We start from the raw sequence: 22,503 nt of genomic DNA, 5'->3' as shown, positions 1-22,503 counted from the left end.
CGGCGGGAGTCAGAAAGGGTATTGCGCACTCATGGGTTCGGCGATAGCGGCACCGACGTTTTTGAGCCGGCACAGGGTGGTACTTTCGTCACAGCGTTGCACAAACAGGCAAGGCTCCCCTTCCCACTCCACGATGGCGCAGTCGACCTGAATCTCCTGCAAAGACAGATTAAGCTGCTGCATGACCTGCCAGGCGTCAGCCCCTTCATGGCTGAGCAGTTTCAGGCCAATCAGGTTGTTATCTTCGTCTATTCCGCTGATCGGAATCGGTTCGACCTTGACGCCGGTAGAGCCTGATAGCCAACGATAACTTTGCGGCAAGCGATGCACTACCGAAAGTTGGATACTTTCCACATGAAATCCCTAGTTTGAAAAATGAAACGCTTTTAACCTGACAGGGTAACTAAGTTATAGCCGCTGCGTCCCGACTCTGCCGCCCATGAATGTTATTTAAATGTAAATAATGTCACAGGCAGTTAACTTACCCCTGCGCTTACTGATGTCCTGCCGTTTTTCAGACACTCTGCGTTGTCGTTTCACAGCATTTTGCGACTCAGCTCGCATTTTTGCGTTATATGTAACCCTTTCCCGCCGCAATCTCAACTCTTTTTTCTCTCAATGCGGTTACTTTTCGCTCTTTATAATTTTACATTGTGGAAACATTTAACTTCTTGACGCCGAGGTCAACCTTAAGTTAATGCCTTGATTATCAATGCCCCTAACCTAAACACCCGCCGATTTCCCCTCAAACCCCGGAGTGTAAATACCCGCCGCCGCTTGCCACAGGCAGAGCAATTTATTTAACAAAAAGCACACAGCATAAACGGCAACCTGTTGATTGGCGCGTGGAGGCTTAGCAATAAACCGACTGACGTCATTGAAGTTCAGGGAGGCAAAACGGAAGGTGCAACCCACTCAGGCCCAAACGTAACGTTGAGCCTGAGTCAGGGGGAGAACTACGGCGTGTTCGGTGAGGCTTTATGGCGCGGCCGGCTGGCGTATAAATAGAACAGTACCGCAACGATACTGCACAACGCCATCGACGAGACCATCGGCCAGGCGCTCTTGCCGGGCGCCATCGCCAGTACCGCGCCCACCAGCGCACCAATACTGAAACGTAGCGTACCGGCCAGAGAGGAAGCGGTGCCCGCCATATGCGGGAAATCGTCCAGGATCACTGCCATGGCGTTTGACGAAATCATGGCGATACAGCCCAGATACACCGCCACGCCCAGCACCAACGCCCAGAAGCCCAGGCCGATTGCGCTAACCGCCAGTAACCACAACCCCATCGCCAATTGAACAAACAGGCCCAAACGGAACATTTTGATCGCCCCCAGCCGCCGCACATTGCGGCTGTTGACCAACGTTGTCAGGAACAAAAACACAATGTTCAGCGCAAAATAGTAACCAAAATGCTGCGGCGATACGTGATTAAGCTCGATATACACAAACGGCCCGGCGCTGAGGAACGAGAACATGCCGGCAAACGAGAAGGCGCTGGCCAGCATGTAGCTCAGCACCCGCTTGTGCCGGAACAATGAAGCGAAGTTGCCCAGCGTGGTTCGCAGATGAAATTTCTGCCGTCGCTCCTTCGGCAGCGTCTCCTTGATAAAGAACGCCACCAGCAACGAACCGATCAGCGCCGCCGCGCCCATGGTCCAGAAAATCGCATGCCAACTGAACCACAGCAGCAGCGCACCGCCGATCATCGGCGCCAGCAAAGGGGCGATGGTCATCACCAGGATGACAAACGACATCATGCGTGAGAATTCGTCCTTGGTGAACATATCGCGCATCAGGGCGTTAATCACCACGCTCGCCGCCGCCGCAGACAGCCCGTGCAGGAAACGCAGGTTGATCAACTGGTCGATCGACTGCGCCATCGCACAGGCGCCGCCGGCAATCGCGAAGATCAGCGTTCCCCACAGGATCACCGGCTTGCGGCCGATACTGTCTGACATTGGCCCGTAGAACAGCTGCCCCAAAGCAAAGCCGAGCATATAGGCGCTGAGCGTCATCTGCACGCTGCCCGCCTCGACGCCGAACTGTTTGGCAATCACCGGCATACTGGGCAAATACATGTCGATAGCCAATGGCATCAGCATGGAAAGCAGGCCCAGAATAAAAATCAAACCGAGGTGAGATGACCGGTTCTGTTGCACGTTCAACGACTCCTTCATCAGCCGTAGTGAAGTAATGAATTAATCCTGCAGGTGCGGTGCGCCCACGCTGGCAATCTCTTCTTCGGTCAGCGGACGGTATTCGCCCTCGGCCAGATCCTCATCCATCACGATGGCACCGATACGTTCGCGGTGCAGTTCAATAACCCGGTTGCCGACCGCTGCAAACATGCGTTTCACCTGGTGATAACGCCCTTCGCTGATGGTCAAACGCACCAGGTTGTCTTCTATCTTTTCCAGTTGCGCAGGACGGGTCAGATCTTTTTCGTTATGCAACTGCACGCCTTCGGCAAAGCGCTGCGCGGTGTCTTCCCCCAGCGGATGTTCCAGCGTCACCAGATAGGTTTTCTCACAGTGGTGTTTCGGTGAGGTGATGCGATGCGACCATTGACCGTCGTCGGTCATCAGCACCAAGCCGGTGGTATCGATGTCCAGGCGACCGGCGGCGTGCAGCTTATAGGCAACCGGCTCATCGAGGAAATACAGCACCGTCGGATGATCGGGATCGTCCGTAGAACACACGTAACCCTGCGGTTTATTGAGCATAAAGTAGCGCGGGCCCGTGAGCTGCTGCAGCGGGTTGCCGTCAAACGCCACCACCTGCTCCGGAGTCAGTTTCAGGGCTCCGCTCTTAACCACTTCACCGTCGACGGTGACGCGTTTGGCCCGAAGTTCACGCGCTACCAGCGCACGGCTAACACCTAACTGCTGAGATAAAAACTTGTCCAGTCGCATTGAATCTGCTTTGCCTGTCGTTGTTATGATCGCATTGATCGTATTGCTAAAATATGACACCCACCGTTGCACCAGGTGCAACAGGGCAGGTTCGAAGAGGGGGGAACAGCGATTACTGTCACACGAGTATAGCGGCGGAAACGGCCCCCTGACAGAGGTAATTTCCACGCTTCTCGCACCGCGCGCGCTCAGAAGGCATAATAATAGAAATTTTTTAGCCATCAGGGGAGTAGAATGTCACTGTTTTTGTGGGTTCAGATGTTACAAAACCTGTTCCCGATGGCCCTTCTCAATCCACGGCGTTAATTTATGGCCTTTACTCTGCGCCCCTACCAACTGGAAGCGGTCGAAGCCACCATTAAACATTTCCGCCAGCACCCGCAGCCGGCGCTGATTGTGCTGCCGACCGGCGCCGGTAAAAGCCTGGTGATCGCCGAGCTGGCGAAGCGCGCGCGCGGCAGGGTCCTGGTGTTGGCCCACGTGAAAGAACTGGTGGCGCAAAACCACGCCAAATATCGCGCTTACGGACTGGAGGCGGATATCTTTGCCGCCGGTCTGCAGCAAAAAGACAGCGCCGGTAAGGTGGTATTTGGCAGCGTTCAATCGGTGGCGCGCAATCTGTCGCTGTTCGACGGCGCATTTTCCCTGCTGATCATCGACGAATGCCACCGCATCAGTGACGACGACGAAAGCCAGTACCAACAGATTATTCAGCATCTGCAGAAAACCAACCCACAGCTGCGGCTGCTGGGACTGACCGCCACCCCGTACCGGCTGGGAAAAGGCTGGATTTATCAGTATCACTATCACGGCTTTACCCGCGGCGATGCCAGCAGCCTGTTCCGCGACTGCATTTATGAGCTGCCGCTGCGTTACATGATCAAGAACGGCTATTTGGTGCCGCCGGAACGGCTGGACATGCCGATTGTGCAGTATGACTTCAGCCGTCTGGAGGCCAGAAGCAACGGCCTGTTCAGCGAGGTGGACCTGAACCGCGAACTGAAGCAGCAAAATCGCATCACTCCGCATATCATCAGCCAAATCGTGGAATACGCCGAAACGCGTAAGGGGGTGATGATTTTCGCCTCCACCGTTGAGCACGCCCGTGAAGTTCACGGTCTGTTGCCGTCAGGCGAGGCCGCGTTGGTCAGCGCAGAAACCCCTGCCGCCGAGCGTGATGCCCTGATTGAAGCGTTCAAACAGCAGCAATTGCGCTATCTGGTGAATGTGGCGGTACTGACCACCGGTTTTGATGCACCGCATGTTGATCTGATCGCCATCCTGCGCCCAACAGAGTCCGTTAGCCTATATCAACAAATCGTCGGCCGCGGGCTGCGGCTGGCCCCCGGCAAAGAGGATTGTCTGATCCTCGACTACGCCGGGAACCCGCACGACCTGTTCACGCCGGAGGTGGGGGTCAGCAAGCCGCACAGCGATAGCCAACCGGTGCAGGTATTTTGTCCCGGCTGTGGCTTCGCCAACCTGTTCTGGGGCAAGTGCACCGAGAATGGCGATATCATCGAACATTACGGTCGCCGCTGTCAGGGTTGGCTGGAGGACGATGAAGGCCATCGCGAGCAGTGCGATTACCGTTTTCGTTTCAAAAGCTGCCCGCACTGCGGTGCGGAGAACGACATTGCCGCTCGCCGCTGCCATCAGTGTCAGGAGGTGCTGGTCGATCCCGACGATATGCTGAAGGCGGCGCTGAAGCTGAAAGACGCCCTGGTATTACGCTGTGGCGGCATGGAGTTGCAAAGCGGCCGCGATGAAAAAGGCGAGTGGCTAAAGGCGACCTATTACGACGAAGATGGCACCAGCACCAGCGAACGTTTTCGATTGCAAACGCCGGCGCAACGCAAAGCCTTCGACATGCTGTTCCTGCGCCCACATCAGCGTGCGCCTGGGGTGCCGTTCGCTTGGCAAAATGCCGCCGACGTGCTGGCCAAGCAAGCGCTGCTGCGTCATCCGGATTTTGTTGTGGCGCGCAAACGCGGTCAATTCTGGCAGGTACGAGAAAAAGTGTTCGATTATCAAGGACGCTTCCGCCGCGCCAATGAGCTGTACTGATCTTTGCCCCTTGCAAATCAGGCAGGTTTCCATTGCCCTGTGGGCGGCTTTCCGTTAAAATGCCGCCCGCTTTGCCTGGGTTCGCCCGGTGCTAAAGCAGGTTATCGAACTTGCTACTGGGTCGCCTGTAGCAGGGTAAATTTTCTTTTAAGAGAAAAAACAATGTTCACTATCAATGTAGAAGTACGTAAAGACCAGGGTAAGGGTGCGAGCCGCCGCCTGCGTGCAGCAAATAAATTCCCAGCTATCGTTTACGGTGGCGAAGAAGCTCCAGTTTCCATCGAGCTGGACCATGATTCTGTTAAGAACATGGAAGCTAAAGCAGAATTCTACAGCGAAGCTGTAACTCTGGTTATCGACGGTAAAGAAACCAAAGTTAAAGTTCAGGCTGTACAGCGTCACCCGTTCAAGCCGAAGCTGACCCACATCGACTTCGTTCGCGCGTAATCGCAACGTATTCGAGCTTTTCGGGACGCCGAAGTAAAAAACGCCGCAATTGCGGCGTTTTTTATTGTCTGCGATCCGGCGAAATTATTTGTTGCCGCCGCCCAAACGACGTTGTAACTGATCGCGCAGGTTCGGCGGCGTGCCTTTAATGGTTAGCGTGTCGGTCGCCGCATCCCAGAATACACGTTCCCCCAGCAGCATGGCGTCAAAGTTCATGCTGATGCCGCCGCCGCTGCCGGCAAACTTGGTTAACTGACGCAGCGTACCGCGATCGGCCGGGAAGCTGTCTTCCAACTGATAGCCCTGCTCGCTGGAAAACTGCAGAAAATCTTTCTCGCCCACCGGCGCAATCTCTTTCGACAGCTCCTGCAGCTCGATCTCTTCACCGGCCTGCAGCTGCTCGTTGCAATAGCTGTAAACCTGCTGGCGCACCGACTGGCGTTCATTTTTGTCCAGCTGCGCATCGGCACAATAATCGTCAACCGCCTGCAGTAAGCCGCGGTTCTGCGCCTTGGTGTCCAGCCCTTCCGCCGCCGCCAGGAAGTCCATAAAGAAATCGGAAACCTTACGGCCCACACGTCCACGCAGGAAGGTCAGGTAACGGGTCGATTCCGGATTGGTTTCCCACTCGGTCAGATCGATACGCGCGACGATGTCGGCGTGGGTGATGTCCAGATAATGGGTGGTGTTGATATCCAGTTCTTCGTTAACGCGCGAACTGTTGCGGCTGTTGAGGACCGCAATCAATAAATACTCCGCCGCCAGGTAACGGTACTGGCCAAACAGCACCACGCCACCTTCGGCAAACGGATATTTGGCCAGCTCATCGCGCAGACGGCCGGTCGCTGCACGGCTGAAAGCCAGAAAGTCTTTGTCTTCCTTACGGCAGGTGCGCAACGCGTCCGCCAGTTCACTGCCCTCGTTGAACAGGCCGTAAGCCTTGCTCTTGGCGCTGTAGACACGATGCAGCTCTTCCATCATCTCTTCTACCGCCGCATTGGTGGGCAGCAGAGTATCGCGCAGCACCACGTCCAGCGTTTGTTCGTCACGTTTGATCAACTGGTGCAGAGCAATCTGGTCGATATCCAGACTCATGGTAAATCCTCCTGTTCTTTTAGCGCGTATTCAAACACTGAAGGCCCCCGCGCTGCAACTTTAAAGCAGTGTTCAACCCGTCGACGATCAATATATTTCCACCATCCATACAGGCGCTAAATACCTCGATTCACCGACGTATTACAGGCTATACACCGGCAATCGCGCAGAATCATTGATATGGCCCGCAGGCTCCTCTCGCCACGCTAGGGTTTGAAAGACAAAGGGAATCGATAAAAGAGCAGAAAATCACTGTCCTATACGGTAAGATATGGGACTTTGTCAGGCTTTGAGCGCAATTTTTATGCCACAATCATCCCGTTACAGTGACGAACACGTCGAACAACTGCTCTCCGAGCTGGTTAATGTTCTGGAAAAACACCATACTCCCACCGATCTGTCTTTGATGGTGCTGGGCAACATGGTGACTAATTTGATCAATACCAGCGTTGCTCCAGTTCAGCGGAAAACGTTGGCAAGATCGTTTGCAGAAGCCCTGCAAGCTTCTATTCGTGAAGATAAAGCGCATTAATAAATACTTATGGTGACAAACCGTCAGCGTTATCGTGAAAAAGTCTCCCAGATGATCAGCTGGGGGCACTGGTTCGCCTTATTCAATATCCTGCTCGCCCTCGGGCTGGGTAGCCGCTACCTGTTTGTCACTGACTGGCCCTCTTCCCTGTTGGGCCGGGTTTATGCCCTGGTCAGCTTACTGGGGCATTTCAGCTTTATCGTTTTCGCCGGCTACCTGCTGGTTATTTTCCCGCTCACCTTTGTGGTGATGTCGCAGCGGCTGTTGCGATTTATCTCCGCCGCGCTGGCCACCACCGGCCTGACGCTGTTGCTGGTCGACAGCGAGGTCTTTACGCATTTCCACCTTCACCTTAATCCGGTGGTGTGGGAGCTGGTGGTCAACCCGGATCAAAGTGAGCTGGCGCGCGACTGGCAGCTGATGTTTATCTGTGTGCCGGTGATCTTCCTGGTGGAGATGCTGTTTGGCACCTGGAGCTGGCAAAAGCTGCGCAGCCTGAACCGCCAACGTTTCGGCAAGCCTCTGGCGGTGCTGTTTATCAGCGCCTTCTTTGCCTCGCACCTGATTTATATCTGGGCCGATGCCAATTTCTATCGCCCGATCACCATGCAGCGGGCGAACCTGCCGCTGTCGTATCCAATGACCGCGCGTAAATTCCTTGAGAAACACGGCCTGCTCGATTCGCAAGAATATGAACGTCGGCTGGTGCAGCAAGGGAATCCGGAAGCCGTTGCGGTGGAATATCCTCTTAACGACCTCAGCTACGACGACAAAGGCAGCGGTTATAACCTGCTGATGATCGTGGTAGACGGCGTACGTCAACAGGATATGAAGCAGGATATGCCTGCCCTCAGCCGCTTCGCCCAGGAAAACATTCGCTTTAGCGATCACTACAGCTCTGGCAATCATGCAGATACCGGCCTGTTTGGCCTGTTCTACGGCATTTCGCCGACCTATCTGGACAGCATTCTTGCCGCGCGCAAACCTTCCGCTCTGATCAGTGCGCTAAGCGCCCAGGGTTATCAATTTGGTTTGTTCTCATCCGACGGCTTTAACGCCAGCCTGTATCGCCAGGCGCTGTTGACCGATTTCACGCTGCCGGCACCTGTCCAGCAAAATGATGCGGTGACCACGCAGCAGTGGCAACGCTGGTTGGCCGATCAAAACAGCAACGCTCCGTGGTTCTCTTACATCAACTTCCGCGGTGCAGAACCGGCAGCCAATGAGAAAACCCCTGCCCCGGCTGACTTTATTCAGCGCTACCGGGCCGGCGCACAGGATGTGGATGCGCAGATTGCCCAGGTGCTCAACACGCTCAAAGAGCGTGGCGTACTGGATAAAACCGTGGTGGTGATCACCGCAGAGCACGGCGTTGAATTTAACGACACCGGTAAAGGTTACTGGGGCGCAGGCCGCAGTTTCAGCCAACAGCAGCTACAGGTGCCGTTGATTATCCACTGGCCGGGTACGCCAGCGCAGACCATCAATAAACTGACCGGTCACAATGACGTAATGCGTACGCTAATGCAGCGTTTGCTGCACGTGAAAACGTCCCCGAAAGACTACTCGCAGGGTGAAGACCTGTTTACGGCCCAACGCAGAAACAACTGGGTGGCTACCGGTGATAACAGCCTGTTGGTGATCACCACACCAACGCAAACCCTGGTGTTGGACAGCAGCGGCAATTACCATGCGTACGATAAAAACGACAAAGAGATCAAAGACGAAAAACCACAGCTCGCTCTGTTGCTGCAGGTGTTGACCGACGTGAAGCGCTTTATCGCCAACTAATCGCTTAAAATACAAGCAGTCAGGCGAATTCGCTCTTGCTTTGAGATTGGGAAAGGGTAGTATTATTTCCCACAGCGTCGGCATGTAGCGCAGCTTGGTAGCGCACCGTCATGGGGTGTCGGGGGTCGGAGGTTCGAATCCTCTCATGCCGACCAAATTAATGAGAAAAGCCTGCTTTAAAGCAGGTTTTTTTTCGTCTGTCATTTACGAAATTGGCTCCTTTAATCTAATCGGCCTGTTCTCACGCCTGGCCGCTACGGGGTTATATTCCCCCATTGTTGGGCTATGCGCGCTTAGAGACTGGCATTAGGTACTAACTATAGGAGCCAAAACGAAAAACCCCAGCAATCGCGAAGATTACTGGGGTCCGTAGACGCTTTGAGCGTCGGTACTGCTTATATGGTGCCGGCTACCGGAATCGAACTGGTGACCTACTGATTACAAGTCAGTTGCTCTACCTACTGAGCTAAGCCGGCTAAATTTGGCGGAAGGACAGAGATTCGAACTCTGGGAGCTGTTACACTCGACGGTTTTCAAGACCGTTGCCTTAAACCACTCGGCCATCCTTCCAATGGGCGCAGATATTAGCGCTACCGTTATGAAATGTCTATCGTTTCATGAAAAAAAATGCAGGAAAAAGTGCGTTTGCTTAAACTTCAAGCCGCTAACGGTTAAAAAATGAAAAACCCCGCAAAAGCGGGGCTGGATTGCTCACTTAATCGGGGATTATTTAGGCTGTGAGTCGTAATCAGAACAGGTCTGATAGCCTTTGTTCATCACATGTCCGGTATCGCTGTAGCTAACAAAATAGGTTTGCACTTTCCCGTCACGCGGCGCTACCGCATAGGTGTCGCAAGTCCCCTGAGCGTGAACCAAAGTCGCCGTGGTTGACGGTGGACCGGCAATGGCACGAACCTGCTGTTTGGTCATCCCTACTTTGACATCACTGACCACAGGCTCCTGAACGTAACTGGCGGCCCTGTCATAAGCCGTACAGCCGGCAAGAATAGAAAATGTCGCTGCTGTGCAAACGGCTAAAATCAGCTTGTTCGTCATGACTTGTCCTCTTGGAGTACGTTTGTTGTACTCTAAGTCTAGAAGAGGAAAGGCTTTTCTACAAATTTCACTTTGTCGATAGGTGCGGTTTACGCCGTCGCGTAGCCAGATACCACAGCAAATCACACAGCAGAAACATCAGTAAACTGACGCCCATCACCGGTAAACAAAAGCCCAGCAGCAGCGTCAGGCAGACAATCAGCAACAGCGGCCCTTTTGGCGTTTTGCGCAGCAACATAAAGGGGGAACGGGCAGGTTTACGTACTACTCGCGTTGGCCGACCTCGCCACCACATCAGGTACCCCATCACCACCATCGCCACCAACCCGGCGGCAAAGACCACCAGCACCAGCTCATTGACCAGGCCAAACAGGACGCCCATATGCAAATCGATTCCCCAGCGCGTTAATTTTGCCGCGAGCGGGTATTGTTCAAAACTGACGCGATTGGTAATGGCCAGGGTTACGGGATCGATAGCAACAGCATCAACCTGCGTCGGCCAACGGCGATCGATCTCCATGACCGTCCAGGCCTGCCCCGCCATCGCCGGCTGCTTGATTTCAACCCTGGCGGCGTCGATACCGGCCTGCCGTGCACCGACCAGGGCCCTGTCATACATGGCGCCATCCTGAGGCGGTTCCGCCCTGACCATCATATGCTCATGGTGTTCCGCATGAGCGCCGGCAGGCACAGCGTCCTGCCCGTTGATCGCCGTAGACAGCGAGGGCGTCGACCAGCCGAATTGCTGGCGCAGCACGCTGATGTTCTCCCCGGCCCACTGTGACCAGGTCAGCCCGGTGGCAGAAAAGAACAGCAGGCCGACCAGCAGCAGTACGCCACTTTTTTCATGTAACCTGCGTAAACCACCACGCTGACGCGTTACCTTCTTACGCCTGCGCGCCCCCCAGAGGATCAGCCCCCCCAGCGCGGCAATCCATAGCCAGGAGGCTGCCAACTCGCTGTAATTGCGCCCTACATCCCCCAGCAACAGACTACGGTGAAATTGGTCCAGCCAGGTGCGCAACGGCAATACGCCGCTGGTACCATAAACCGTCATTACGCCGTGCGTCTGCGCCGTAACCGGATCAACAAACACCGCCAAACGTTCCGAAGCCTGAAGCCCTGCGACGTTAAACAGTACCCGGGTATTCTCGCCCTCCGCCGGAGAAGGACGCACTGCCGACAGAGAAGCTTTTGATGGCGCTATCGCCTGAGCGGCCATAATCTGCTGTTTTAACGGCAGTGCCGGACCGGTACTGTCGTTATACAACTGCGGGGCATAAAGCCGTGATTCAATTTGCGGCGTCAAGGCATAAAATATGCCACTCAATGCCGCAATAAGTAAAAACGGCCCAACAAAAAAACCAATATAAAAATGAATCCGCATAGCCAACGGAATAAACCAACTGCGAGTAGTCACCTGCGGGTTAATATTCTGCGCAGCAGCAGGCAACGCAATATTGCGTTCAGACATGATAAGTCATCCGTGGTCAAATGGAATTACCCGGAATTTACCCGAATTAAACTCATTTAACAAACAGATTTCTTCTCTGTTTAGCTTAATTCTCATCAATGTTACAATAGTGGAACAACTGCTGACATTGTCATTCCTTTACGCTTTAACCCTGCAAGGACGCTCCTGGTGAAACTGTCAATTCAACATATGTGCACGCTGGCCTGGCTGGGCCTGTTCGCTATGTTGATGATATTCATCGCGCCATCAATTTCCACCCATCTTGCAAAAAATAGCATGGATAACAGCGAGATGACTGGCATGTCCATGAGTGCGGAGCATGCTGGACACAGGACAATGATGAGCCAGAACCTCGCCGATAGCCCGCCGGCAGGGCACAACATGGCGGACATGAGCACCGGCGACTGTTTTAACTTCTGTGGCTACTGCAGCCTGTTTCATCACAGCCCGCCACTGGTCATTTTGCCGTCAGCACTCCCGGCGATCAATATTCAACGCGCGCCATCCCTTATTCAAAATCTTTTTCACATTATTATCCCCTCTGCCTTTCCGCCTTATCAAACCCGGGCGCCACCTTTCATCCTCATTAATTTTGTTAAATATATCTAAATCACATACCTTATTTTATTGGGTAGGGTTAATTGCGCCAAAATAAAATAGAAAGATAACTTAATCTTTACTTTGCTGCTGTTTTAACTGCGTCTCAAAAGCCCGTTGAGACTGTTGCACATATTGCTGTAACCCCAGCCGATCGACAAAAGCTTCCCGATCGCCAGCCTGAAGTCGCGCCATTTTATTTTCCAGATCGAAGCGCGTTCCCTTATTGGCGATAAAAATATCCGCGTGCTGCTGGGCCAAAAGCCTAAAGCTGCTGCGGATGTCCTGCACCAGACTCGGGTAGTTTTTGTTATCGACCAGATAGTAGTCCGGGGTTGCCAAACTGTCGGCATAGACCAGCCGATAGGTTTTCCCGCTCTGCCGCAGCGTGGTCGTCCATGAAGTGGCGCCAGGCAAATGCCCCGGCGTCATTAACGCCGTAAATTTCAGCCCGCCCAAAGTAACGCTATCCCCTTGCCCGACGATAATGTCGACCTTCACCGGAGGGAAACCAAGTGCATCTCCCAAGGCAAAATCCTGTTTTCCTCCCCGTGCCAACTGTTGGGCATTGGCGGCGCTGGCAACCACTTTCGCCCCGCTCCAGGCTTTCAAACGAGCGATGCCTCCAGCCTGATCGAGACGTGCGTGACTGTTAAGAATGAATCGCAACTCCTTGATGTTGAAACCCAATGCCTCAATATGGGATTTTATCACCGGTGCACTGGCATCCAACCCCGCGTCAATAAGAATCAATCCTTCCGGCGTGCTGAACAGCACGCAAGAAAGGTTGCGTGTGCCGACATAATACACCTGAGGGAAAATCTGGAATGGCGCCACCGGCTGCGCCCATTGCTCAAACAGTGAATAGGGCGGCGCACTGGACAACGGTTGCGCAGGATCGAGCTGTGCCTGAGCGTTAAAGCACAGTGAGAATGTCATAGCCATCAGATAACCCATGTTTTTTTTCATGTTTCAGCTCTACGGGGAAAAACAGGGCTGAAGTATACTCAGCCTAATATTGAAGCGTATTCAATTTAAAAGGCTATTAATGAACATCCTGCAAATGGACATGAACCTGCTGAAAGTGCTCTACCTGTTGACCAGCACCGGATCCAGCCAGAAAACGGCGGATAAGCTCGGTATCAGCACTTCTGCCGTCAGTCACGCCCTGGCCCGCTTGCGTGAGGTGCTGGATGAGCCTCTGTTCCGGCGGGAAGGGCATCGCCAGGTGCCGACGCTGTTTGCCCTGTCGCTTAAAGAAACGCTAACGCCCTTGTTCTCTTCGCTGGACAGTGAATTGTTCGGCCATGTGCCGGACGCGCCACGGCATTTCACCCTGGTTGTGCCGCCGGCACTGCATCCGATCTTATTGCCGTTGCTGGCGCAGAAAAGCACGCTTGCCAATGCCGATATCCGCTGCCAAAACTTTGAGCGACGTTCATGGCGCACTGAGCTGCTGGAAGGCGCGGTAGATATGGTGATTGCCGTTGGCGATCACCAACAGCGCACCAGCGCGCTGCGTTATGAGCTTATTGGCAGCACCCGCCTGGTGGCGGTATTCGGATCGCCGTTGCGCCAGGTATTAGGTCACAAAAGCCGGCTGACATTTGGTGAACTGGCAGACTACCCGCACTATTACTGCCATCCCTGGCCACAGGCAGAGAACGAACTTGACCGTCAGTTGGAACGCCAGGGTTTACAACGCAGGATCCAGCTCAGCTGTGCCGATTACGCGCAGTTGCCACCGGTACTGCGCGCAGCGCCACTGATGGCGGTAGTTCCGCAACCCTGGTTCAACGCACAGCAGGACAAGCAGGGACTGTACGCCCTGCCGATCCTGGACGATCTGGCGATTGGTTATCTGTTTTCACACTATCGCCAGGGTGAAATCGAGTGGAAAAAACGGCTGATCTCCTCTCTCCATGCGGAACTCAAACCCTATTATCACTAACGGTAATCAGAAGCCAAACTCGCTCAGGGACGCAATATCATCCGGGCGGCGACCGAGCGGCCAGTGGAATTGCCGATCCTGCTCGCGGATCGGCATATCGTTGATGCAGGCGTGTCTGTTGATCATCTGGCCATCCGTATTGAACTCCCAGTTCTCGTTACCAAAACTGCGGTACCAGTTGCCGGAGTCATCACGCCATTCGTAAGCAAAACGCACTGCGATGCGCGCCCCGTCAAATGCCCATAATTCTTTGATCAGCCGATATTCCAATTCCTTTGCCCACTTGCGTTGCAAAAAAGCACAGACAGCCTCACGGCCATCAACAAACTCAGCGCGATTACGCCAATGGGTATCGACCGAATAGACCTGTGCTACCCTTTCCGGATCGCGGCTGTTCCAGGCATCTTCCGCCAAACGGACTTTCTCAATCGCCGATTCACGGGTAAAGGGCGGCAAGGGGGGTTTAATGCTCATAGCTTACCTCGGAGGTTAAATTGATGTAGACAGATTTGTCTACACAATTACGCTAGCGCAAGTAGACAGAGTTGTCTACAATCATCGCAGCCTATTTTATGGAAGTATTTAAATGCACGCAGCTCCCCAACCTCTGCCCCCACGCCAGCGTATCCTGCTGACTGCCCACGATCTGTTTTACCGCGATGGGGTGCGAGCGACCGGTATCGATCGCATCATCAGCGAATCTGGCGTAGCAAAAGTGACCTTTTATCGTCATTTCCCCAGTAAAAACGAGTTGATTGAGGCGTTTCTGGCTTACCGTCATGAGCAATGGTTGAGCTGGTTCAGTCAGTCACTGTCACAGTATGTCGAGCAGTTCGGGGATGTCTTACCTGCCTTGGTGCCTTGTCTTGAGGAATGGTTTAGCGATCCGCACTACCGCGGCTGCGCTTTTATCAATACGGCGGTTGAACTGGCGGATATGTTGCCGGAAAGCCTGGACATCGCCCGCCGACACAAGCAGCAAATGGCCGAGGAGCTCGCTCGCTATCTGCCCCTTGGCCCGGAACGAGAACAACGGGCAGAGATGCTGGCGATGCTGATTGACGGGGCGATCGTCAAGGTGCAAATAGAGCAGCAACCGCAGAATGCCTTATTGCTGTTGAGGGAAACGCTGAAGGCCTTAGCCGAAGTTTGGCATCATCAGTAATTGGCCCAAATCCCCGGCGTCACCAGCTCCATCAGGTGACCGTCGGGATCGCGGAAGTAGATGCTCTCACCGCCGTGATCCCAGCTCATCCGCCCTTCTATCTCGATCCCCTGAGTCGTCAGATGTTGCTCCCAATGCGGCAACTGTTCTTTCGCCACCGCTAACCCGATATGCAGTGGCCCGCTGCCGTCATGCGGGGGGATATACCCTTCTGGATAATGCGCGCCTTTCAGCGAGTCCCCTTCGATAAACAACAGCAACACGCTTTGTTCACCGACGTTGTAAGCGCGGAAACGCTCGTTCGCCACCATCACCGGCAGTTTTAAAACCTGCTGATAGAATGCAGCGGCGCGTTCGATATCTTTGACGTACAGTACGGTTTCAACCACCCGATTTATGCTGAGTTCCATGCTAACCTCCTGATTTATCTCTGTGTAGAAAGTTTAGGTAAGCCGCAGGATCTCAGAATGGCAATCCGTGCCTCATTCATGCCAATTCGTGCCAAACCGCAGGCAAAAAAAAACGCGGCCCGAAGGCCGCGTGGTGACACTCACACTCTGTTGCTTAGAACTGGTAAACCAGGCCCACGGCAACCACGTTGTCGGTGTTGATCCCGGCAGACTTGGTGAAGTCGTTGTCGTCCAACAGGTTGATTTTGTAGTCAACGTAGGTGGACATGTTTTTGTTGAAGAAGTAGGTCGCACCCAGATCCACAAATTTGACCAGATCTTCGTCGCCGTAATCCTTGCCGTTAGCGGCCAGACCCAGGTTTTTACCTTTGGTTTGGTTATAACCAACGAATGGACGCAGACCGAAGTCAAACTGGTAGTGTGCGTAAGCTTCGATACTTTGCGCCTTGTTGGCATAACCGTAAGCGTCGCTGCTGGTAGAGCCAAAGCGTGCGGCATTGTAAGACTGGGTGAACATCACGGCCAGGTAAGCGTCGTTGGCGTCATATTTCAGACCGCCAGAATAACCTTCAGCACGATCGCCACGGCCCATGATGCCGCTGTATGCGCCACCGCCGTTTTGCTCGCTGGTACGTTTGGAGCTAAAGAAGGCACCTGCCGCGCTGATGCCATAGCCGATGTCGTAGTTCACCGACATGCCGTAGCCGTCGCCGTTCTGATTGAGAACTTCACGGCCGTTGTTAGACTCTTCGCCGTTGCCGTTTTTACCCTGGTACTGCAGAGCAAAGTTCAGGCCGTCAACCAGACCGAAGAAGTCGGTGTTACGGTAAGTTGCCAAACCGCTGGAACGTTGGAACATGAATTGGTCGGCACCGTAAGTGGAGCCATCGAACTCTGGCTGCAAGTCGGTATAAGCGGCAACGTCATACAGCACGCCGGTGTTACGGCCGTAGTCAAATGAACCGTAATCGCCAAACTTCAGGCCGGCAAAGCCATAACGGGTAAAGTTCTTGTTGTCTTGGCTTTCAGCGTGGTTGAGGTTTGCCTGATATTCCCATTGACCAAAACCGGTCAACTGGTCGCTGATTTGTGTTTCGCCACGCAGGCCGAAACGCATATAAGACATGTCGCCATCGGAGCCATTGTTGTCAGAGAAATAGTGAAGACCATTGATCTTACCGTACAGATCCAGTTTATTGCCGTCTTTGTTGTAGATTTCCGCCGCACCTGCGGTGCCTGCAACCAGCAGTGCGGGGACGATCAGAGAAAGAACTCGAAGTTTCATTGTTATTATCCTCGTTTATTATGTCGAGCTATGGCCACTGCCCTTTTGAGCATTATTAGCACGACTGTGCATTACCATTCTGGTAACAAGGGTAATATTAATCCAGAAAGAAAATGATACCAAGTATCCGATAGTGTTTCAGTGTGATTATTAAAGGTTTCCAAATGTAAAATTGAGCGAACTTACACAAAACATTACAGACATAAAAAATAAGGCACGCAATGACAAAAAACACACTTATAGATATAAAATCATGTAGTTATACAAAAACCTAAGAAAAAAAAGATAGCCATACAAAAGTCACTATCAATAAGCACATTGTGCCAAAAGAATCCCATAACGCTGACGTTATAATAATCCCGCTATCATCATTATTTTCATTATTACCTTCATTATCTGTAAGATAATTTTTTGTACATTCTGTACACTTCAACCGGCTTATGGCCGGTTTTTTATTTCCTCATACTTAGCTCACATTTCATCTTAATTCGCACTTTATGCCAAAAAATAATCACTTGAAGATATTATCCCCCCAATTAAGTTCCGCACTAATAGCTAATCTTTTCTTCTGTTTTAGACTACTTATTAAGCGCACTAATTTGGAATGCATTTTATTGCTTAAATAACTTTCGCTTCGTGCTGCAGGGTTTTGAACCGACAACATTGGTCGCACGGTTGCTATTTTGATAACCTGCACAAAATGCCCCGAAGAAGATGAACCATGCTATTTCAACCCGAAGCGCTATGGCGTCGGCTACAAAGCTCCCCTTTCCGCGCCAAATTTCGTCTGAATCCCAAAGACCAGCTTTATTTTGAAACCAAAGGCTTGCCGCTGATCCTCAGCCATGCACGAGATTTTATCGATCAACGGTTGGCTGCGCCTTTTCCGAACAATGACGGCAAGCAGACCCCCATGCGCGGCCATCCGGTGTTTGTCGCCCAGCACGCCACCGCGACCTGTTGTCGTGGTTGCCTGGCCAAGTGGCATAACATTCCGCAAGGGCAAGCACTTAGCGAACAGCAAAAGCAGTATATTGTGCAGGTCATTGGCCTGTGGCTGGAACGTCGCGCAGCACCGAAGGCCAATGACGGCGCAATTCCTTTCGACCCGGATCGCGGATTGTGATAAAAACATTCCATAACTTTCAGTCCCTCTTCCACAATAGATCCCAAAGCCCACATGACATCCACCTTATGCAATGAACAGCAAAAACCCGGGGTACCGGCTCAGATCGCCACGCGGCTGGCCTTTTTTGTCGCCGGGTTCGGCATGGCCGCCTGGGCGCCCCTGGTTCCCTTCGCCAAAGCGCGCATCGGCATTGATGATGGCTCTCTCGGTCTGTTGCTGCTGTGCATTGGTGCGGGTTCGATGCTGGCGATGCCGCTCACCGGTTTTCTGACCGGCAGATTGGGCTGTCGGCCGGTGATCTTGCTTGCTGGTTTGGCGCTGTGCATCGATTTACCGCTGCTGGTGCTGATGAATACCACCCTGGGCATGGCGTTGGCACTGCTGCTGTTTGGCGCAGCAATTGGCATGATCGATGTGGCAATGAATATACAGGCCGTGGTGGTCGAGCGTGCCAGCGGCAAGGCAATGATGTCGGGCTTTCATGGTTTCTTCAGCGTTGGCGGCATTGCCGGCGCCGGGGGCGTTAGCATCATGTTGTGGCTGGGACTCTCCCCTCTGTTGGCGACCTGTGTCACCGTATTGACCATCGCGGCGTTGCTAACCGTAGCCAGCCGCAATTTGCTGCGCGAAAGCGGCGGTGAAGAAGGTGGACCGATGTTCGTCGTGCCACGCGGTTGGGTCATGTTTATCGGCATTCTGTGCTTTATCATGTTCCTGGCGGAAGGGTCGATGCTCGACTGGAGCGCCCTGTTCCTCACTACCCTGCGTGGGGTTGACCACAGCCAGGCCGGATTAGGCTATGCGTTGTTCTCCATCACCATGACCCTCGGCAGGTTGAACGGTGACCGCATCGTCAACGCCCTGGGCAGATATAAGGTCTTGCTGCTCGGCAGCCTGTGTGCCGCTATCGGTCTGAGCATGGCGATTGTGTTCGATAATGCCATGGTCTCGTTGATCGGGTTTATGCTGGTAGGGTTGGGTGCCTCTAACGTGGTGCCGATCCTGTTCAGTGCCGCAGGCAATCAACATGATATGCCGGCCAATCTGGCTATCGCCTCAGTGACTACCGTAGGCTATGCCGGTATTCTCGCCGGGCCGGCGTTAATCGGCTTTATCGCCCAGTTCTCCAGCCTGACGGTCGCCTTTGCCTGCGTTGCCGTCTTACTGCTGGCTGTTACCGCCAGCGCCCGGGCGATAACCCGTTGATTCAGGAATGCGCAGTCAACTATGCAAAACAAACAACTGACCATTAGCTCAAGCAATATTACCCGTTGCTTCCTGCTATTTGCCGTGCTGCTGACGATTGCCATTGGCCTGTACGGCTACAACTATACCAACGCCTGGCTGGCGGAGAAAAAATATGCGCTGAACAGCATCGCCAATGGGCTGCAAAAGCGCATCGACAACTATCGCTACGTCACCTATCAGATCTACGATAAATTCGGCAATGCGGCCTCCCTGAACGTCGATCCCAGCCTGCAGGAAACCCGACTGCGGCCGGACGTTTACTACCTGGAAAAACCGCATAAGAAAACCGACGCGGTCATTTTTGGCAGCCATGAAGAAGGGACATTGGCGATGATCGCCAATATTTCAGACTATCTGGATGCCCGCTGGGGTGCCAAGACCGAAAATTACGCCATGTATTACCTTAATGGTCAGGACAACAGTCTGAGTCTGATCACCACTCAGCCGTTAAAAGAGTTGGCCTCTCGCTTCAAGGAAAACTACCTGACGACGTCGGCGGAAGATCGTCGCGCCGAAATGCTGCAACAGGCGAACATGCTCGACGAGCGCGAAAGCTTTTCCGCCTTACGCAAGCAACGTTTCCAAAACGCCTATTCGTTTTCAATCCGTACGACCTTTAATCAACCGGGGCATCTGGCCACGGTGATCGCCTTCGATTTGCCGATTAACGATATCATCCCGATTAATATGGCGCGTGCCAACTTTATGCTGCTGCCCGATAACAGCAATCTGGACGATGGAACTCTGCCGATTGAAGGCACCACCAACGCCGGTATAACGATGAGCGGCAACTGGGTGGAATTCAGCGCTTCCCTGCCCAACGCACCGCTGAAAGTGGTTTACCGCGTCTCCGCCATCAGCCTGACCATAGATCTGCTGCGTAACAATATTTGGCTGATTGCCATCAATTTGCTGCTGTTGGCGCTGTCGCTGGCAGGCATTTACTTTATTCGTCGACAATACATTCGCCCTAGCGAGAACATGGCGGTTGAACTGGAGGCCGAACGCGCGCTGAATCAAGAGATTATCGCCAGCCTGCCTTCCGGCCTGCTGGTGTACAACTTTGCCAGCAATACGGTGATCGCCAGCAATAAGATTGCCCAACATCTGCTGCCTCACCTCAGCCTACAAAAAATCGCTCATATGGCCGAACAGCACCACGGGGTGATTCAAGCGACGGTCAACAATGAGGTGTATGAAATTCGCATTTTCCGCAGCCAGCTCTCAGCGGAAACTTACCTGTTCCTGTTAAACGATCAGGACAAGGAAGTCATGGTCAACAAGCGGTTGCAGCAGGCACAGCGCGAGTACGACAAAAATGTACAGGCACGCAAACTGATGCTGCACAATCTGGGGATCGAACTGAACCAACCGGTGCGCCAAATGCACGATCTGGCCGATCGCCTGCGTACGCAACCGGATGAAGAACAACAGCAAGCGCTGCTAACAGAGTTGACCACACAGTCATCCTCGGTGCTGGGCTTGATTGAAAACATCACCCTGCTCACCCGGCTGGAAACTCAGGACTGGCAACCTTCGCGCCACCCGTTCAGCCCTTTGGCCCTGATAGATGAATTACTGCGTGAAGCCCTGCCTTCCATCAATCAAAAAGGACTGTCGCTGTTCAATCATTTCCAGCTTGATGTCGAGCAGCAATATATCGGTGACGCTAACGCGCTACGCAAGGTGATCTCGCTGCTGGTGCATTACGCGATTATCACTACCGCCTGCGGCAAGATTTCGCTGGTGGTTGATCATGAACCCGAGCACCCCGATCGCCTGGTGTTCCACATCAATGATACCGGCTCGGGTATTTCCAACGAGGAAATCAGTAACCTCAACTATCCGTTCCTCAGCCAAACGCTGGTGGATCGTTTTAATCATGGTTCCGGCCTGACCTTCTTCTTGTGCAACCAGCTATGCAAAAAACTCAACGGCCAGTTGGATATTCGCAGCAAGGTCGACATCGGCACCCGCTACACCATTCGCGTACCGATGGAAATGGAGAAAAAGGAGACGGAAGCGCAGGAAAAACTGCTCGATGGCGTAACCGCCCTGTTGGACATCACGTCCGAAGAAGTGCGCGGCATTGTTACCCACTTGCTGCACGCCTATGGCGCGAGCTGCATCATTGCCGATGAACGCCAGATTAACCGCGACTACGACGTTCTACTGACCGACAACCCGCAAAGGGCTGACGATTATACCCTGCTGCTGACCAGCGATGAGGCCGGATGGCAACAGCTTGAAAAACGGTATATTCGGGTAAACTATAACCTGAGTGGCGCAATGATAGACGCCGTGCTGATGCTGATTGAGCAGCAAATGGCCGCGTTGGAACAGCCGGAAAGTCCGCTTTCGCTGACCGCCGATGATATCCAACTCTATGAAAAACAATTGAAATCAAGTGATTACTATGGCCTGTTTGTTGATACAGTACCCGACGATATCAAAAAACTGTATACTGAGGCGGGCAGCAGTGATTTCAATGCTCTGTCACAGACAGCACACCGCCTGAAAGGCGTGTTTGCCATGTTAAATCTGCTTCCCGGCAAGCAACTGTGTGAATCGTTAGAACAGCACATCGCAGACGGTGATGCGCTCAAGATCGAGAATAACATCAGTCAGATTGATTTTTTCGTCAGCAGACTGCTGGAGCAAGGTAGCCAACAACATGAATAACCTGAACGTAATTATTGCTGATGACCATCCTATCGTACTGTTTGGCATCCGGAAGTCACTTGAGCAAATTGAATGGGTGAATGTCGTTGGGGAGTTTGAAGACTCAACAGCACTGATCAACAATCTGTCCAAGCTGGACGCCAACGTACTGATCACCGACCTTTCAATGCCGGGCGATAAATATGGCGACGGCATTACGCTGATCAAATACATCAAACGCCATTATCCGCAGTTGTCGATCATCGTTCTGACCATGAACAACAACCCGGCCATTCTGAGCGCCGTGTTGGATCTGGATATCGAAGGTATCGTACTGAAACAGGGCGCGCCTACCGACCTGCCGAAAGCGCTGGCCGCACTGCAAAAAGGCAAGAAGTTCACGCCGGAAAGCGTCTCCAAGCTGTTGGAGAGGATCAGCGCCAGCGGCTACGGTGACAAACGCCTGTCGCCAAAAGAGAGCGAAGTACTGCGTCTGTTCGCCGAAGGTTTCCTGGTGACCGAAATCGCCAAGAAACTCAACCGCAGCATCAAAACCATCAGCAGCCAGAAGAAATCGGCGATGATGAAGCTGGGTGTCGAGAACGATATTGCGCTGCTCAACTACCTCTCTTCCGTCAGCATGGCACCGCTGGACAAAGAATAAATAACTCGGTAGT

General features: G+C 53.1%; 21 protein-coding genes and 3 tRNA genes. 12 read left to right on the top strand and 12 right to left on the bottom strand.

Annotated features, from left to right (window positions below):
* Window positions 1-9: 9 nt before the first annotated feature.
* The 3 genes from ACMGG1_RS06915 to rsuA all read right to left on the bottom strand — a co-directional run bounded on the left by ACMGG1_RS06915 (window position 10) and on the right by rsuA (window position 2,918).
* Window positions 10-354, bottom strand: a complete 345-nt coding sequence (locus ACMGG1_RS06915) for a YejG family protein (RefSeq protein ID WP_048759243.1) — start codon at window positions 352-354, stop codon at window positions 10-12.
* 602 nt (window positions 355-956) lie between these two features.
* Window positions 957-2,165: a Bcr/CflA family multidrug efflux MFS transporter gene (locus ACMGG1_RS06910; protein ID WP_115060986.1), complete on the bottom strand. Its 1,209-nt coding sequence runs from the start codon at window positions 2,163-2,165 to the stop codon at window positions 957-959.
* A gap of 39 nt (window positions 2,166-2,204) precedes the next feature.
* Window positions 2,205-2,918, bottom strand: coding sequence for a 16S rRNA pseudouridine(516) synthase RsuA (gene rsuA, locus ACMGG1_RS06905; RefSeq protein WP_128864591.1), 714 nt, complete (start codon window positions 2,916-2,918; stop codon window positions 2,205-2,207).
* 309 nt (window positions 2,919-3,227) lie between these two features.
* Between rsuA and ACMGG1_RS06900 the strand changes: the two genes are divergently transcribed.
* Window positions 3,228-4,985 carry a DEAD/DEAH box helicase gene (locus ACMGG1_RS06900; RefSeq protein ID WP_046373083.1) on the top strand — a complete coding sequence of 586 codons (1,758 nt, stop codon included), beginning with the start codon at window positions 3,228-3,230 and terminating at the stop codon, window positions 4,983-4,985.
* 162 nt (window positions 4,986-5,147) lie between these two features.
* A complete protein-coding gene (gene rplY, locus ACMGG1_RS06895) occupies window positions 5,148-5,432 on the top strand; it encodes a 50S ribosomal protein L25 (protein WP_020827785.1) in 285 nt (94 codons plus the stop codon).
* Between the two features lie 84 nt (window positions 5,433-5,516).
* Here rplY and yejK read toward each other — a convergent pair whose 3' ends face one another.
* Window positions 5,517-6,527 carry a nucleoid-associated protein YejK gene (gene yejK, locus ACMGG1_RS06890; RefSeq protein WP_414161245.1) on the bottom strand — a complete coding sequence of 337 codons (1,011 nt, stop codon included), beginning with the start codon at window positions 6,525-6,527 and terminating at the stop codon, window positions 5,517-5,519.
* A gap of 304 nt (window positions 6,528-6,831) precedes the next feature.
* Here yejK and ACMGG1_RS06885 point away from each other — a divergent pair, with 304 nt between their 5' ends.
* The 3 genes from ACMGG1_RS06885 to ACMGG1_RS06875 all read left to right on the top strand — a co-directional run bounded on the left by ACMGG1_RS06885 (window position 6,832) and on the right by ACMGG1_RS06875 (window position 9,005).
* Window positions 6,832-7,059, top strand: coding sequence for a YejL family protein (locus tag ACMGG1_RS06885; protein ID WP_020827787.1), 228 nt, complete (start codon window positions 6,832-6,834; stop codon window positions 7,057-7,059).
* Between the two features lie 9 nt (window positions 7,060-7,068).
* On the top strand, window positions 7,069-8,850 hold the full coding sequence (gene yejM, locus ACMGG1_RS06880) for an LPS biosynthesis-modulating metalloenzyme YejM (RefSeq protein WP_128864592.1): 1,782 nt from the start codon (window positions 7,069-7,071) through the stop codon (window positions 8,848-8,850).
* A 78-nt stretch (window positions 8,851-8,928) separates the two neighbouring features.
* Window positions 8,929-9,005 (top strand) — tRNA-Pro (locus ACMGG1_RS06875).
* A 245-nt stretch (window positions 9,006-9,250) separates the two neighbouring features.
* Here the strand turns inward: ACMGG1_RS06875 and ACMGG1_RS06870 are convergent.
* The 4 genes from ACMGG1_RS06870 to ACMGG1_RS06855 form a co-directional block, all read right to left on the bottom strand.
* A tRNA-Thr gene (locus ACMGG1_RS06870) sits at window positions 9,251-9,326 on the bottom strand.
* A gap of 6 nt (window positions 9,327-9,332) precedes the next feature.
* Window positions 9,333-9,420, bottom strand: a tRNA-Ser gene (locus tag ACMGG1_RS06865).
* 156 nt (window positions 9,421-9,576) lie between these two features.
* Window positions 9,577-9,906 carry an osmotically-inducible lipoprotein OsmE gene (osmE, locus tag ACMGG1_RS06860; protein ID WP_041414766.1) on the bottom strand — a complete coding sequence of 110 codons (330 nt, stop codon included), beginning with the start codon at window positions 9,904-9,906 and terminating at the stop codon, window positions 9,577-9,579.
* 67 nt (window positions 9,907-9,973) lie between these two features.
* Entirely contained in the window at window positions 9,974-11,380 is a 1,407-nt protein-coding gene (locus ACMGG1_RS06855) for a PepSY-associated TM helix domain-containing protein (protein ID WP_414161244.1), read from the bottom strand.
* A gap of 168 nt (window positions 11,381-11,548) precedes the next feature.
* Here ACMGG1_RS06855 and ACMGG1_RS06850 point away from each other — a divergent pair, with 168 nt between their 5' ends.
* Window positions 11,549-11,989 (top strand): DUF2946 domain-containing protein, encoded by a 441-nt coding sequence (locus ACMGG1_RS06850; protein WP_414161243.1) that lies wholly within the window; start codon window positions 11,549-11,551, stop codon window positions 11,987-11,989.
* A 60-nt stretch (window positions 11,990-12,049) separates the two neighbouring features.
* Here ACMGG1_RS06850 and blaSPR read toward each other — a convergent pair whose 3' ends face one another.
* The gene (blaSPR, locus tag ACMGG1_RS06845) at window positions 12,050-12,946 is read right to left on the bottom strand and encodes an SPR family subclass B3 metallo-beta-lactamase (protein ID WP_414161242.1); all 897 of its coding nucleotides are present in this window, start codon (window positions 12,944-12,946) and stop codon (window positions 12,050-12,052) included.
* A 79-nt stretch (window positions 12,947-13,025) separates the two neighbouring features.
* Here blaSPR and ACMGG1_RS06840 point away from each other — a divergent pair, with 79 nt between their 5' ends.
* Window positions 13,026-13,928 carry a LysR family transcriptional regulator gene (locus ACMGG1_RS06840; protein WP_414161241.1) on the top strand — a complete coding sequence of 301 codons (903 nt, stop codon included), beginning with the start codon at window positions 13,026-13,028 and terminating at the stop codon, window positions 13,926-13,928.
* Window positions 13,929-13,934: 6 nt separating this feature from the next.
* Here the strand turns inward: ACMGG1_RS06840 and ACMGG1_RS06835 are convergent, their stop codons facing one another.
* Window positions 13,935-14,402 (bottom strand): DUF1348 family protein, encoded by a 468-nt coding sequence (locus ACMGG1_RS06835; RefSeq protein ID WP_414161240.1) that lies wholly within the window; start codon window positions 14,400-14,402, stop codon window positions 13,935-13,937.
* A gap of 112 nt (window positions 14,403-14,514) precedes the next feature.
* Between ACMGG1_RS06835 and ACMGG1_RS06830 the strand changes: the two genes are divergently transcribed.
* Window positions 14,515-15,093: a TetR/AcrR family transcriptional regulator gene (locus tag ACMGG1_RS06830; protein ID WP_414161239.1), complete on the top strand. Its 579-nt coding sequence runs from the start codon at window positions 14,515-14,517 to the stop codon at window positions 15,091-15,093.
* Here the strand turns inward: ACMGG1_RS06830 and ACMGG1_RS06825 are convergent.
* Together ACMGG1_RS06825 and ompC are read right to left on the bottom strand one after the other, a co-directional pair.
* On the bottom strand, window positions 15,087-15,503 hold the full coding sequence (locus tag ACMGG1_RS06825) for a VOC family protein (protein ID WP_392455621.1): 417 nt from the start codon (window positions 15,501-15,503) through the stop codon (window positions 15,087-15,089). The two genes, ACMGG1_RS06830 and ACMGG1_RS06825, sit on opposite strands and share 7 nt — an antisense overlap.
* A gap of 154 nt (window positions 15,504-15,657) precedes the next feature.
* Window positions 15,658-16,788, bottom strand: a complete 1,131-nt coding sequence (gene ompC, locus ACMGG1_RS06820) for a porin OmpC (RefSeq protein ID WP_201896192.1) — start codon at window positions 16,786-16,788, stop codon at window positions 15,658-15,660.
* A 721-nt stretch (window positions 16,789-17,509) separates the two neighbouring features.
* Here ompC and ACMGG1_RS06815 point away from each other — a divergent pair.
* The 4 genes from ACMGG1_RS06815 to rcsB are packed head-to-tail and all read left to right on the top strand — an operon-like array spanning window position 17,510 to window position 22,490.
* Window positions 17,510-17,914, top strand: a complete 405-nt coding sequence (locus ACMGG1_RS06815; protein ID WP_122079885.1) for a DUF4186 domain-containing protein — start codon at window positions 17,510-17,512, stop codon at window positions 17,912-17,914.
* Window positions 17,915-17,968: 54 nt separating this feature from the next.
* Entirely contained in the window at window positions 17,969-19,123 is a 1,155-nt protein-coding gene (locus ACMGG1_RS06810; RefSeq protein ID WP_122079886.1) for an MFS transporter, read from the top strand.
* Between the two features lie 21 nt (window positions 19,124-19,144).
* Window positions 19,145-21,847, top strand: a complete 2,703-nt coding sequence (rcsD, locus tag ACMGG1_RS06805; protein ID WP_414161238.1) for a phosphotransferase RcsD — start codon at window positions 19,145-19,147, stop codon at window positions 21,845-21,847.
* Entirely contained in the window at window positions 21,840-22,490 is a 651-nt protein-coding gene (rcsB, locus tag ACMGG1_RS06800; RefSeq protein WP_004947156.1) for a response regulator transcription factor RcsB, read from the top strand. Before rcsD ends, rcsB begins: the two co-directional genes overlap by 8 nt.
* Window positions 22,491-22,503 lie beyond the last annotated feature (13 nt).

It is taken from the genome of Serratia sp. BNK-12 (assembly GCF_047456085.1).
Taxonomy (GTDB): Bacteria; Pseudomonadota; Gammaproteobacteria; order Enterobacterales; family Enterobacteriaceae; genus Serratia; species Serratia liquefaciens.
Note: the sequence above shows the minus strand (reverse complement) of the source record. Positions and strands in the feature narration are given on the sequence as shown.

Excerpts from the sequence above, each read along its gene's own strand:
- ACMGG1_RS06855 (WP_414161244.1), bottom strand. The coding sequence starts at position 11,380 with ATGTCTGAACGCAATATTGCGTTGCCTGCTGCTGCGCAGAATATTAAC.
- ACMGG1_RS06900 (WP_046373083.1), top strand. The coding sequence starts at position 3,228 with ATGGCCTTTACTCTGCGCCCCTACCAACTGGAAGCGGTCGAAGCCACC.
- rsuA (WP_128864591.1), bottom strand. The coding sequence starts at position 2,918 with ATGCGACTGGACAAGTTTTTATCTCAGCAGTTAGGTGTTAGCCGTGCG.
- ACMGG1_RS06885 (WP_020827787.1), top strand. The coding sequence starts at position 6,832 with ATGCCACAATCATCCCGTTACAGTGACGAACACGTCGAACAACTGCTC.
- ompC (WP_201896192.1), bottom strand. The coding sequence starts at position 16,788 with ATGAAACTTCGAGTTCTTTCTCTGATCGTCCCCGCACTGCTGGTTGCA.
- ACMGG1_RS06840 (WP_414161241.1), top strand. The coding sequence starts at position 13,026 with ATGAACATCCTGCAAATGGACATGAACCTGCTGAAAGTGCTCTACCTG.
- ACMGG1_RS06830 (WP_414161239.1), top strand. The coding sequence starts at position 14,515 with ATGCACGCAGCTCCCCAACCTCTGCCCCCACGCCAGCGTATCCTGCTG.
- rcsB (WP_004947156.1), top strand. The coding sequence starts at position 21,840 with ATGAATAACCTGAACGTAATTATTGCTGATGACCATCCTATCGTACTG.
- rplY (WP_020827785.1), top strand. The coding sequence starts at position 5,148 with ATGTTCACTATCAATGTAGAAGTACGTAAAGACCAGGGTAAGGGTGCG.
- osmE (WP_041414766.1), bottom strand. The coding sequence starts at position 9,906 with ATGACGAACAAGCTGATTTTAGCCGTTTGCACAGCAGCGACATTTTCT.
- blaSPR (WP_414161242.1), bottom strand. The coding sequence starts at position 12,946 with ATGAAAAAAAACATGGGTTATCTGATGGCTATGACATTCTCACTGTGC.
- ACMGG1_RS06825 (WP_392455621.1), bottom strand. The coding sequence starts at position 15,503 with ATGGAACTCAGCATAAATCGGGTGGTTGAAACCGTACTGTACGTCAAA.
- ACMGG1_RS06810 (WP_122079886.1), top strand. The coding sequence starts at position 17,969 with ATGACATCCACCTTATGCAATGAACAGCAAAAACCCGGGGTACCGGCT.
- yejK (WP_414161245.1), bottom strand. The coding sequence starts at position 6,527 with ATGAGTCTGGATATCGACCAGATTGCTCTGCACCAGTTGATCAAACGT.
- yejM (WP_128864592.1), top strand. The coding sequence starts at position 7,069 with ATGGTGACAAACCGTCAGCGTTATCGTGAAAAAGTCTCCCAGATGATC.
- ACMGG1_RS06835 (WP_414161240.1), bottom strand. The coding sequence starts at position 14,402 with ATGAGCATTAAACCCCCCTTGCCGCCCTTTACCCGTGAATCGGCGATT.
- rcsD (WP_414161238.1), top strand. The coding sequence starts at position 19,145 with ATGCAAAACAAACAACTGACCATTAGCTCAAGCAATATTACCCGTTGC.
- ACMGG1_RS06815 (WP_122079885.1), top strand. The coding sequence starts at position 17,510 with ATGCTATTTCAACCCGAAGCGCTATGGCGTCGGCTACAAAGCTCCCCT.